This window comes from Synechocystis sp. FACHB-908 (assembly GCF_014698595.1).
GTDB lineage: Bacteria > Cyanobacteriota > Cyanobacteriia > Cyanobacteriales > Microcystaceae > Synechocystis.
Map to the genome: position 1 here is coordinate 37,960 of NZ_JACJTH010000025.1, position 11,320 is coordinate 49,279.

At 48.4% G+C, this 11,320-nt stretch carries 12 protein-coding genes and 1 pseudogene; 6 read left to right on the forward strand and 7 right to left on the reverse strand.

Going from position 1 to position 11,320, the window contains the following annotated elements; translation table 11 throughout:
- Positions 1–38: 38 nt before the first annotated feature.
- From H6G46_RS09045 to H6G46_RS09065, 5 genes are all read right to left on the reverse strand, one after another.
- The gene (locus tag H6G46_RS09045; protein WP_010872538.1) at positions 39–1,517 is read right to left on the reverse strand and encodes a hypothetical protein; all 1,479 of its coding nucleotides are present in this window, start codon (positions 1,515–1,517) and stop codon (positions 39–41) included.
- A gap of 25 nt (positions 1,518–1,542) precedes the next feature.
- Entirely contained in the window at positions 1,543–3,342 is a 1,800-nt protein-coding gene (gene aspS / locus H6G46_RS09050; RefSeq protein ID WP_010872537.1) for an aspartate--tRNA ligase, read from the reverse strand.
- 129 nt (positions 3,343–3,471) lie between these two features.
- The gene (locus H6G46_RS09055) at positions 3,472–4,077 is read right to left on the reverse strand and encodes a nitroreductase family protein (protein ID WP_010872536.1); all 606 of its coding nucleotides are present in this window, start codon (positions 4,075–4,077) and stop codon (positions 3,472–3,474) included.
- 78 nt (positions 4,078–4,155) lie between these two features.
- The gene (locus H6G46_RS09060) at positions 4,156–4,881 is read right to left on the reverse strand and encodes a 2-phosphosulfolactate phosphatase family protein (RefSeq protein ID WP_010872535.1); all 726 of its coding nucleotides are present in this window, start codon (positions 4,879–4,881) and stop codon (positions 4,156–4,158) included.
- Positions 4,882–4,923: 42 nt separating this feature from the next.
- Entirely contained in the window at positions 4,924–5,103 is a 180-nt protein-coding gene (locus tag H6G46_RS09065; RefSeq protein WP_041425809.1) for a hypothetical protein, read from the reverse strand.
- 40 nt (positions 5,104–5,143) lie between these two features.
- Here H6G46_RS09065 and fabZ point away from each other — a divergent pair, with 40 nt between their 5' ends.
- Together fabZ and H6G46_RS09075 are read left to right on the forward strand one after the other, a co-directional pair.
- Positions 5,144–5,644 (forward strand): 3-hydroxyacyl-ACP dehydratase FabZ, encoded by a 501-nt coding sequence (gene fabZ, locus H6G46_RS09070; protein WP_010872534.1) that lies wholly within the window; start codon positions 5,144–5,146, stop codon positions 5,642–5,644.
- Positions 5,645–5,689: 45 nt separating this feature from the next.
- The gene (locus H6G46_RS09075) at positions 5,690–6,478 is read left to right on the forward strand and encodes a YdcF family protein (RefSeq protein ID WP_010872533.1); all 789 of its coding nucleotides are present in this window, start codon (positions 5,690–5,692) and stop codon (positions 6,476–6,478) included.
- A 53-nt stretch (positions 6,479–6,531) separates the two neighbouring features.
- Here H6G46_RS09075 and larE read toward each other — a convergent pair whose 3' ends face one another.
- On the reverse strand, positions 6,532–7,338 hold the full coding sequence (larE, locus tag H6G46_RS09080; RefSeq protein ID WP_010872532.1) for an ATP-dependent sacrificial sulfur transferase LarE: 807 nt from the start codon (positions 7,336–7,338) through the stop codon (positions 6,532–6,534).
- Positions 7,339–7,514: 176 nt separating this feature from the next.
- On the opposite strand from larE, the gene H6G46_RS09085 reads away from it, so the two are divergent.
- From H6G46_RS09085 to H6G46_RS09100, 4 genes and pseudogenes are all read left to right on the forward strand, one after another.
- Complete coding sequence (locus H6G46_RS09085; RefSeq protein WP_020861716.1) at positions 7,515–7,715, forward strand: hypothetical protein; 201 nt, start codon at positions 7,515–7,517, stop codon at positions 7,713–7,715.
- A gap of 82 nt (positions 7,716–7,797) precedes the next feature.
- Positions 7,798–8,136, forward strand: a pseudogene (locus H6G46_RS09090) (transposase); the annotation flags it as partial.
- An 88-nt stretch (positions 8,137–8,224) separates the two neighbouring features.
- Entirely contained in the window at positions 8,225–10,537 is a 2,313-nt protein-coding gene (locus H6G46_RS09095) for a DUF3488 and DUF4129 domain-containing transglutaminase family protein (RefSeq protein WP_010872531.1), read from the forward strand.
- A 94-nt stretch (positions 10,538–10,631) separates the two neighbouring features.
- Entirely contained in the window at positions 10,632–11,165 is a 534-nt protein-coding gene (locus H6G46_RS09100; RefSeq protein ID WP_010872530.1) for a Uma2 family endonuclease, read from the forward strand.
- A gap of 23 nt (positions 11,166–11,188) precedes the next feature.
- Here H6G46_RS09100 and H6G46_RS09105 read toward each other — a convergent pair.
- Positions 11,189–11,320 (reverse strand): transposase (locus H6G46_RS09105; protein WP_190759818.1); only part of this gene is annotated, 132 nt, incomplete at its 5' end.

Consider the following 11,320-nt stretch of genomic DNA (forward strand, 5'->3'; position numbering starts at 1 on the left):
GCACAGCCTAATAACCCTAATCCAGTGGGGATCAGAGCCTATGGCATCCAACGGGGAGCAAAACCAGCGGTCAATTCTTGGGGATCGGGATCCGCATCGGTTTCCGTGGCCAAATCTCCGGGTAGGGGCAACAACCAAACTCGTCCATCCACAATGGATCTTTGAGAATTGGTGAGAAGATCATGGGAACCAAGAGTAGGTCCTGTGGCTACCTGGTCAAACATTAACCCCAGACCATCGGGAGCAACGGTGAGATCAACTTCGGGGTAATTGGGTAAAGCTAAGAGGGGGCGGGCTTGACCGTCGGTTAAATTAATCACCGCCAGGTAGGGTTCTGGTTGCACAGGCTCGCCTTCCCGTTGGATAAAATCCGCCTGCAAGCAATAGGCCCTGGGTTGGGAGCGGGGGTCAAAACGACAGCTTATTAGGGGGTAGGGACCCCGTAAAACTTCCCTTTGAGTGCGTTCCTGCAGGTCGTAAACAATTAGGGAATGGCTAAAGTCTGGGTTTTGTTGGCTTAATAGCAATTGTTTGCCATCAGCAGAAAAATCCAAGGCTTGCTCCATTGCTTCCAAAAAATGGGGCGCCCCGGCCTCCGGAATTAGGGGAATTAAACCCACTCCCCCCTCCTGGCCCACTGCAAGGAAATTACCATTGGGTCCAACAATAAATTTTTCGGCCCTAATACCTAGAGGTCTGGGATTTTCTCCACTGGGGGCTACCCACAAACCAGAGTCAGCAGAATTTTGAGCATTTTCTCTAGCAATAACTAACATACTGCCGTTAGCAGCCAGGGCAATGCGCTGGTTATCATAATCCTGGTCTTCCCAAAGCCTTTCCAATTTGCCTGGTAGAACTTTAGTTTGGGTGTTGAGGTTATTAATACCGGTGGCGACAGTGAAAATATTCTGTTGTCCCCCCCGACGGGTCGGATCGGTGGCGGTGAAAATCAGGCGATCGCCTTGGGGATAAATTTGAAACTGTCGAACGGTGAGGTCCTTAGGGGTGAGGATAATTTTTTGGGGTTGTTGGGGGTTGGTGATGTTGTAGAGAATTAACCTTCCCCTTTCTTCGCCGGCCACACCAATATAGGCCAAAGCCCGGGCCCGACTGGTGATCAGACTGGTGAAATCCTGTCCCCTTGGACCCCGCACCATGGCAGGTAAAGGTAAGGTCAATTGATAGTTAGTGCCATAACGGGGGATGTCCGTTAGGGTGTAGAACCAACGCCGCCCCTGCCAAATGGTTTTGCCCGCCAGGGGTGGGTCAATTACCAAGCCTGACTCCATTACGTCCGGGTCAACGGGATGGTTAAAAGTCATGGTCAGGGCCTGGGTTTGGGCCCCGATGTTGGTGTTGCGCCAACTGTATTGCGTTACCATCAGGGGACTTTGATTGCCCCGTAATAGCACCACCGCAATTAGAAGAACCAAAACGATGGCGATCGCCCCCACGGTGCGGTCAAAGAGGCTCAATTTTTTCCATAAAGCCGTAGTAGGGGAAAAACGTTCCATCATGGGGGCCAATAAAAAACAGGGCTACCTAGTCGTCCACTTTAACTTTAGGGACGTAAGTAGAAGCCACGGACAATTCCTTGAGTTGTTTTTTATCCACCGCCGCTGGTGCTTCCGTGAGCAGACAACTGGCCTGTTGGGTTTTGGGGAAAGCAATCACATCCCGAATGGAATCTTCTTTAGCCAACAACATCACTAACCGGTCTAAACCGTAGGCAATGCCGCCGTGGGGAGGGGTGCCATACTCGAACGCATCCAATAGGAAACCAAATTTTTCGTGGGCTTCTTCGGGGGATAAACCGATGGTGGCAAAAACTTTTTCCTGTACTTCCCGTTGGTAAATCCGCAAACTACCGCCGCCAATTTCCACGCCGTTCATGACCAAATCGTAGGCCTGGGCCCGGGCAGTTTTCAGATCGCCTAAATCATCGGGGTGGGGCGCAGTGAAAGGATGGTGCAGAGCTTCAAAGCGTTTTTCATCACTATTCCACTCGAACATGGGGAAGTCGGTGATCCAAAGCAGGTTAATGGCATCGGGATCGATCAAACCCAACTGTTCTCCCAGCACCAACCGGAGGCGGGAAAGGGATTTATCCACCGTGGCAGTGTCTCCGGCACCAAACAGGAGTAAGTCTCCGGCTTCAGCTTGGGTTAATTGCAGTAACGTTTTTACCTGGGCCTCATCTAGGTTCTCTTTAATAGCCCCAATGGTGTCGATTTCTCCGTTATCCCGCACCCGAATGTAGGCAATGCCCTTAGCGCCCGCTTCCGTGGCTTCTTTGAACAAATCTCCGCCGGGTTTAATCCGCACATTGGAAATAGTCTCATTGCCCCCCGGCACCCGGATAGCTTTGATGGACCCCCCACTACTGACGGCAGCGGAAAAAACCTTAAAACCTGTGTTACCCAGCAGGTCGGAAACGTCCACCAATTCCAAACCAAAACGGGTATCCGGGCGATCATTGCCATACTTAGCCATTGATTCTTGATAGGTCAATCGGGGAAATGGCCGGGGCAAATCGATATTTTTAACAACTTTGAAAATGTGGCAAATTAACGCTTCGTTGAGGTCAAGAATTTCCTCCTGGCCCATAAAGCTCATTTCCATATCCAACTGGGTAAATTCCGGTTGGCGATCGGCTCTTAAATCTTCATCCCGAAAACAACGGGCAATTTGATAATAACGATCCATCCCCGCCACCATCAATAATTGCTTAAACAGTTGGGGCGATTGGGGCAGAGCGTACCATTCCCCTGGGTTAACTCGGGAGGGAACAAGATAATCCCTGGCCCCTTCGGGGGTGGAACGGGTGAGAATGGGGGTTTCAATTTCCAGAAAATTCTCTTGATCTTCCAGGAAACGGCGCATAGCTTTGACCACTTGATGCCGCAGTTGTAGATTTTGACTCAACCTAGCCCGCCGCAGATCTAGATAACGGTATTTAAGGCGCACATCTTCCCGCACCTGTTCTGCTTCGTGACTAGACACCACAAAAGGTAATTGTTGATTGACGCCGTTGAGCAAGATAATGCTGTCGGCATAGATCTCAATTTCCCCGGTGGGAATTTTTTCGTTCAATGATTCCGGGGGACGTTTACTGACCACACCGGTAACTTGCACCACGTATTCATTACGTAATCCTTCCGCCACTGGATAGGAAGCGGGGGTTTGGTCAGGACTACTGGCGATTTGCACTATGCCCTGGCGATCGCGCAGGTCAAGGAAAATTACGCCACCATGATCCCGACGGCGATCGACCCAACCGTAGAGGGTCACTGTCTCCCCCAGATGGGTTGTCCGTAGGTCGCCGCAATAATGAGTACGCATAGAGGTGTTAATCAAGCAAAATTTCGTTGAACAGCAGGAGTTAGGGGTGAGAAGTAAGCGTTAAATGGGAGTCGGAGCGGGTTCAGCAATTAGCCACTCAACACTAAATTGCTAAACACCAAACCTTAGTTAGGCAAAGGAGTTTTCCCAGACCAATTCTTCCAGGGGAGTTTGACCGCCTTTTGCCCGGGCATCTTCGGTGCGTTTACCGATCGCCACCATGGGGCCAATGGCATAGTCAGCGGGTAATTTGACCAACTCGGCTACCTTTTGGAGGTCAAAGCCGATCATGGGACAGCTATCATAGCCCATGGCCTTGGCCGCCAACATCAAATTTTGCATGGCCATGCCAATGGACCGTTGGGCTTCATCCCGTTGCAACTGTGGTTTGCCACCATAGAAAGAGGCGATCGCCCCAACAAGATAATTGGCCACTTCCCGGGGGGCATTGCGCCAGTAACGGGCGGGGTCTTTATCCCAAGCGTTAACATCCGCCGCTACCAAAATTAACAGGGAAGCGTCGGTCATTTGGGCCTGATTGCCATATTTTTCCCGGATGGTTTGCCGCAGTTGGGGATCCCGAATGATCAAGAATCGCCAATGTTGGATGTTAAAACTAGTGGGAGCTTGGATGGCCGCTTCGAGCAACTTTCTTTCTTCTTCGGCCGTTAAACGATGGTCAGGGTCAAAATGCTTAACCGATCGCCGTTGGTAAATAGCGTCAAAGGTGTCCATAGTGTTTTAGCAATGATAGCTAGGAAAATGATTAGGAGAAGAGAACTCAAAACTTAAATATAAAGACAATTCTCGAATTTAAGCAGCGGTCAACACCCCTGGCGACACTTGTTTGGGCAGAATATCAATTAAATCCTCTGTGGCGCAGTAGCGCAAATCCTCTAGGCGGTCAAGCTTGAGTAGCCGTTGGCCATGGCTGGCTTGTTTAAACAAATTCAGTAAATCACTCCGCCATTGGCGGTACAAACTTTGGGCCGCCACCACTTCATCATTGCCCACGGTGAAATCAATGCCTTTTTCCCGGAGCAAGCTGGCGATCGCCCCAGCACAGACCGTATCTTCTAGGGAATAACCCCCTTCCCAACCGGAACCCAATAGCCACACTGTTTTGGGCTGGGTTTGGGCTAGGTAATCCACCGCCGCTCCCCGGTTAACCAAAGAAGCTGTGACCAACTGAGGACAATCCTTCACCCTCTGCAAAGCCCTAGTGCCATTGGTGGTGGAAAGAAACAATCTTTTCCCCGCCATCAACTCCGACGTACAATCTAAGGGAGAATTACCCAAATCGTAGCCCGCCACGGCGGCCCCGCCCCTTTCCCCCGCCCGGAGACGTTTTTCCCCCGGCCAGGATTCACTGGTGGCCATCAAATCATCAAGGGAGCTAAAAACCTGAACCGCTTCTGCGCCAACTTTTAAGGCAGTGGCGATCGTGGTCGTAGCCCGTAGGACATCAATAACCACGGCACAGTCAGGCAAGGATTGATCTGGTGTTAATTCCGGCGTGTGATAAACAAAGATTTCCACAGGATTTGGCGGATTGTTTGGGGAATGAACAACCCTCCCATCTTATCGGTAGTGGGCCAACCCGGAAGAAGAATTGGCCAATTTTTCTGGGCTCATGGCCCAGGGGGGATCCCAATGGGCTTTAAACTGGTTTTCGGTGGCGATCGGGCCTAGAACCTGGCCAAAGTGCTGGACCTTAACTAAGCGTTGCTGGGAATAACCTGGTTTGCCAAAGTTTTTCAAAAATTTTCGTTTGTCCTAGATTTTTAGCAAAAGTTTTCCCATGGCAATGTCAACTCCGGAGGTGACTCCCACTTTAAGCGATAGTAATGGCAATGAAGCCGGTGTCCAAACCCAATTTACTATCCAGGAAATTAGTGATTTACTGCCCCACCGTTACCCCTTCGCCTTGGTGGACCGCATCATTGATTTTCAACCGGGTAAATGCGCCGTTGGCCTAAAGAATGTCACCATCAACGAACCGTTTTTTCCCGGCCATATTCCCGATCGCCCGATTATGCCGGGGGTGTTAATTGTGGAATCCATGGCCCAGGTGGGGGGAGTGATTTTGACCCAACTGCCGGGGATGCGGGGTAAATTCTTCGCCTTTGCTGGCATTGATGGGGTGCGGTTCCGGCGGCCAGTGGTGCCTGGGGATCAGCTAATTATGACAGTGGAATTACAATCCTTTAAACTGCAACGCATTGCCAAAATGCAAGGGGAAGCTAGGGTCGATGGACAACTGGTTTGTGGGGGGGAAATGCTCTTTTCCCTAATTGATTAGGCAAAATCGATAGAAATTGTCATTTAGTTGGCATTTTGCCCAGTTATGTTCGTTTTTCTCTCCAAACTTTTACCCCTATTCCTCTATCCCCTGGGGCTAATTTCCTTACTGCTGTTGGGAATTATTTTTTGGAGTTGGCGACAGCAGTTGGGTTTGCAGTGGCTGGCCCTGGTGGCGCTGGCTATTTTACTAGTCAGTGCTAATAGCTGGGTTAGCGATGCCCTGCTACGGACTTTGGAGTATCAATATCTGCCTATGGAAGATTTCCCCCAAGCCCCAGTTATTGTTGTTTTGGGGGGCGGTCTTTACCAGGCCACCTATCCCCGGCAATTTCCCGAAGTGGCCGAAGCTGGCGATCGGGTTATCTACGGCGCACAAATCTACCAAGAGGGCAAAGCTCCCTACATTATTACCACGGGGGGAAGGATTCCTTGGTTGGGCACAGTGGCCACCTCGGAAGCGGAGGATATGGCCCTATTGTTGCAACGGTTGGACGTGCCTAGGGAAGCTATCATCAAAGAAGAGAAATCCCTTAATACCAGGCAAAATGCGGTTTTTACCCAGAAAATTCTCCAGCAACGGGGTATAAACACGATTATTTTGGTCACGTCTGGTTACCATATGCCCAGGGCCAAAAGAGTATTTGAAAAACTGGGTATCATTGTCATTCCCGCCGCCACCGACTTTTTGAGTCAACCTTTGGGCAGAAATAATTTCAACCTTGCCAACGTCATCCTTGGTCTGATGCCCGATGCCAAAAGTCTGCAAATGACCACCATGGCCCTGAAGGAATATTTAGGGCTGGTTATTTATAAACTGCAGGGCTGGGTTTAGCCTTGGGCTTTCCCCTGTTCCAAAGAACTAGGCTGGGATGCCGTTGGTTTTGGTTATTTGGTCAAAACCCGATTTAGCTTGCCGCTTTGGTAACCTTCTAGGTCTAGGGTGACGTAAAGGAAACCAAAGTTTTGAAAAGTTTGCACTAATTCCCCCAGGGACACATCCTGTACAAACTGTTGGATCTGTTCCGGGGGCAATTCAATGCGGGCCAAATTTTGTTCCGATCGCACCCGGACTTGGTTATAGCCGAGACGACGCAGATAAATTTCTGCCCGGCCGACCCGCTGTAATTTCTCCACTGTGATTTCTTCGCCGTAGGGAAAGCGGGAGCTTAAACAAGGTTGGGCTGGTTTATCCCACCAGGGCAACCCCAATAACTGGGAAATTTGCCGCACTTCCAACTTGCTAATTTGCAATTCGGCCAATGGCGATCGCCCACCCCGTTCCTTAGCTGCTTGGATACCGGGGCGATAATCCCGTAGATCATCTCCATTGACTCCATCGATAACGTAGTTGTAACCCAGGGCCAAAGCTAAGGGCTGAAGGGTGTCGTGGAGTTCACTTTTGCAAAAATAACAACGATTTTCCGGGTTGGCAGTGTAATTAGGGTTAGCCATTTCGTTGGTTTGCACCAGTTCATGGGCAATGCCAATCCATTGAGCTTGGGCCTGGGCATCTTCCAATTCTTCCGGTAACAGGGAGGGTGAAACGGCGGTGATAGCCACGGCATTTTGCCCCAACACGTCGTAGGCTACCTTGGCCACTAGGGTACTATCCACTCCACCGGAATAGGCAATTAAAGCCCGGTCTAGTTCCCCAAAGAATTGCCGCAGATTTTCAAGTTTGCTTTCTAACATAGCCTTTGGCGATCGTCCTTATTTGTCGATTGTTGATCAAATTCACTTCTAACGGTAACAAAATCTTTGGCAGGTAAAAGTCATCGGCCCAAAGACCGAAAAACATCTTTTTTTACTTGGCATACTAAAGACCTTTAAGCGATTATAATGCTCATAGATTTACCGGGGAAAATGTCATGGGTAGTAATAGGGAAAAAGAACGTCTCATTTGGCAAAAAAGAATACTGGAGCTTGAAATAGAGAAGTTGAAAAGACAAAAAGCTCATAATCATCAGTCGAAAAAGGATGAATTGAGTGATTTGACCGACACTGCTATGGGGGGCGCATCAATTGCCGCTGGCACTGTCGCCGGAGTTGCCACATCTTCTCGTCTGTAAATGTTCGTCTTCGTTTTTGACTCATTGGGACATTCTCCTTGATTTTTGGCTCTTCTCTAATGTCCATTTTTTTTAGTCAGGATCAGAAACGGCTCTGGATGCTTTTTCTCAGAAATGGGATAACTTCTACCCAGCCATCAGTCAAATCTGGTTACGTCATTGGGACCATGTCATTTCCATTTTTGACTATCCTAAGGAGATAAGCCGCGTTATTTACACTACCAATGCGATTGAATCCTTAAATAGCCCTTTTTGCAAGATTATCAAAATAAAATCCGTTTTTCCCGGTGAAGATTCTGTTTTTAAGCTATCATATTCAGCAATGATAAACATCACTAAAAAATGGCAGCGCCCTATACGAGATTGGCGAGCCGCTGCTTCCCATTTTGCTGTTCTTTTTCCTGAACGCTTTTCACTTTAATTCTCCTCTTTACACAAAATCTTGATCACTCTCGTTTGTGTCTCACAAAACGCAATTTCGTTAACATCAAACTCCTTTCTATCCATCCATGACTTTCTCCTTCCCCATGGCCCGTTGGCTAGAGCAATGGCAAGCCCGTCTGCAAAACTTGCCCGAGTCTAAAACGGAGGAATCGATTGTTTTCCGCATTTTGGTGCAGTTAATGGTGATTGTGGGCATTGTGGCCACAGACGTAGCGGCCCAAACCACCTGGAGTTTATGGGCCATTCCCCTCAGTGTCATTGGCTCTTGGTGGAGTTGGCGTCAAAGAAAAAAGAAGAATATTGCCCTCAAATTTCTGCTGGCGATCGCCATGGTGGCCATGTTGTTTGTCTTTTTGGGCAACTTGGTGGAAAATCTCAATGCTAGCCAGGTGGCCCTAGCGGGATTATTGGTGCAACTACAGGTATTGCACAGTTTTGATTTGCCTCAGCGGAAAGATTTAGGCTATTCCATGGTGATTGGGCTCATCCTTTTAGGAGTGGCGGGGACTTTATCCCAAACTCTCGCTTTTGCCCCCTGGTTATTGCTTTTTCTCGCCGTAGCTATTCCCACTTTGGTGTTGGATTACCGTTCTCGTTTGGGGCTAGAAGAAATTCCATTTTCCCTACCGTTCTGGAAAAGTGCAGAGAAAGCTAGGCGATCGGAGCGGACGGAATATTCCCCCTTAGTACCGAAAAAGTTATTCGCTCTGTTAGCGGTCACCCTGGCCTTCGGTTTGTTACTCTTTGCTCTGATGCCTCGCTTTCCCGGTTATAGACTGCAAAGTTTTCCCGTCTCTAGTCCTGGGGAAATGCAACAACAAACTTTTGAGGGGCAAAACCAAGATATCAACAACCCTGGTTACCGTCGAGGAAATGGCACTGGTACCGGCGGAGAGGGAGATGGTTCAGAACCCGGCCAGGTGGACGACACCTTCTACTACGGTTTCAACAGCCGTATGAATCAAAATTTACGGGGGGAAATGACCAAACAGTTAGTTCTGCGGGTACGTTCCCAAGCGCCAGGTTTTTGGAAAGCGTTATCTTTTGACCGCTATACGGGCCAGGGTTGGGAAATTAGTGATAACGAGAAGATCACCACAGTGGAACGATCGCCGTGGTCCTATCGTTTTGTGCTGGATAACATTGACTCCTTCCTGGAAACGGAAAATGTGGTGCAAACCTATACCGCTGTGGAGGATTTACCCAACGTAATTCCCAGTCTTTACCATCCCCGGTTTTTATACTTTCCCACCAGGGAAGTTGGCATAGACAGCAATGGCAGTTTACGATCGCCGGTGGGTTTGCTAAAAGACATTACCTACACAGTGATTTCAGAAGTGCCGGTGCGAGATCGCACTAGGTTGCAGGAGTACCGCATTCCCCCGGAAGTGAAAATTGACCCCCAATTGCTCCAAGTTCCCCCCGATATCAAATCGGCGGTGCGGGTTAAAGCGCAAGAACTGTTAGCTAAATCAGAACGGCCCCTAGAAACCCCCTATGAAATTTCCCTCTACCTAACCCAAGCTCTCAAGCAAAATTACCGCATTCGCACTGATTTACCATTTTTTGAAGACGATGAAGATTTGGTCAGCGCCTTTTTGTTTGAATACGAAGGGGGGTTGCCGGACCACTTTGCTACAGTGTTGACCATTATGTTGCGGAGTTTAGACATTCCCGCTCGATTAACCGTGGGCTTTGCTCCCGGACAGTTTAACCCTTTCACTGGTTATTATTTGGTCCATAATACCGATGCCTACGCCTTGACGGAGGTACTTTTCCCCCGGCTGGGTTGGTTTATGTTCGACCCCATTCCTGGCCACGAACTCTATCCTCCCTCCATCGAAGATAACGAAACCTTTAGCGTGCTTCAGCAAATCTGGCGTTGGGTGGCCGGTTGGTTGCCTTCTCCGGTGAGCGGCTTTCTGGCTAATGTCTGGGCTGCTGTTACCGGATTCCTGGTCACTGTTTTACGGTGGTTCTGGAATTTAATTTCCACTAGTTTGGGCGGCGCTTTACTCGGACTCATTTTGGCGATCGCCGCTGGTTTTCTGGGTTGGCTTGGTTGGACCCAGGCTAAACGTTGGTTACAATATCGTCGCTTAGCCCAACTCCATCCTATGGCTAGGCTTTATCAAACTTTGCTGTATGACTTGGAGCAAAGGGGTTTTCGCAAAAGTCGAGCCCAAACCCCAGGGGAATTTGCCCAATCCCTGCGGGAACATCTAACTCCAGAGCAGGTAGAAATAATTGTGGAAATTTCCACAGCCTATGTGGCTTGGCGTTATGGAGAGCAACAACCCCACCTAGATTATCTGGGTCAGCAGTTTAAACTTCTAGAACACAGTTGGCGGAGCAAGGCAAAAACGAAGTTACCCTAAAATATGCCTGTGCTTAAATGGACAATTTTTTGAAATTAAACAGTAACAAAAAGTTAAAGCTAAACTTGAATCAGCCAAATAAAACAGGGGATCAATGATGGTCGTTGCTACAACTAAAATCCTAACAGCGGCTGAGTATCTGCAACGGGAAGAACAGGCCACTGAAAAAAGTGAGTTTATCCAAGGAGAAATTATTCCCATTGCCGGAGCCTCCGCCAACCATAATCGCTTAACCTTTAATTTAAGCCGCTTATTACCTCTAGAAATTGGCGATCGCCAATATGAAATTTTTGTCAGCGATATGAGGTTATGGATTGCTGAGTCTGAAAGTTATTTTTACCCCGATGTGATGGTAATTGCGGAAGAGCCAAAGTTTACTGATAATAGTCAGATGGCGGTGACCAATCCCTCTTTGATTGCCGAAGTCCTCTCCACTTCAGCAGCGGGCTTTGATAAAAATCAGAAATTTGGCTTTTACCGGACTATCCCTAAATTACAAGAATACTTATTAATTGATCAATTCTGTTATCGTGTAGAACATTACCAAAAAGTTGGTGATCGCCAATGGTTATTAACGGAACTGATGGGAGAAAATGCCGAAATTGAATTTAGTTTTATGAAAATATAGTAGTTTCAAATAAAGCTGAGACGCTAAACGCCACAGTAAGAACGGATAATTTCATCAAGAGACGTGTCAATAGGAGCGTACATTCTAGCTCGTTTCAAGGCACTAAAGTCATGCTCAATATCATTTAAATCAGGAGAATATTTCGGCAAAAAAAG

Excerpts from the sequence above, each read along its gene's own strand:
- aspS (WP_010872537.1), bottom strand. The coding sequence starts at position 3,342 with ATGCGTACTCATTATTGCGGCGACCTACGGACAACCCATCTGGGGGAG.
- H6G46_RS09085 (WP_020861716.1), top strand. The coding sequence starts at position 7,515 with ATGGGTAGTAATAGGGAAAAAGAACGTCTCATTTGGCAAAAAAGAATA.
- H6G46_RS09055 (WP_010872536.1), bottom strand. The coding sequence starts at position 4,077 with ATGGACACCTTTGACGCTATTTACCAACGGCGATCGGTTAAGCATTTT.
- larE (WP_010872532.1), bottom strand. The coding sequence starts at position 7,338 with ATGTTAGAAAGCAAACTTGAAAATCTGCGGCAATTCTTTGGGGAACTA.
- H6G46_RS09045 (WP_010872538.1), bottom strand. The coding sequence starts at position 1,517 with ATGATGGAACGTTTTTCCCCTACTACGGCTTTATGGAAAAAATTGAGC.
- fabZ (WP_010872534.1), top strand. The coding sequence starts at position 5,144 with ATGGCAATGTCAACTCCGGAGGTGACTCCCACTTTAAGCGATAGTAAT.
- H6G46_RS09100 (WP_010872530.1), top strand. The coding sequence starts at position 10,632 with ATGATGGTCGTTGCTACAACTAAAATCCTAACAGCGGCTGAGTATCTG.
- H6G46_RS09075 (WP_010872533.1), top strand. The coding sequence starts at position 5,690 with ATGTTCGTTTTTCTCTCCAAACTTTTACCCCTATTCCTCTATCCCCTG.
- H6G46_RS09095 (WP_010872531.1), top strand. The coding sequence starts at position 8,225 with ATGACTTTCTCCTTCCCCATGGCCCGTTGGCTAGAGCAATGGCAAGCC.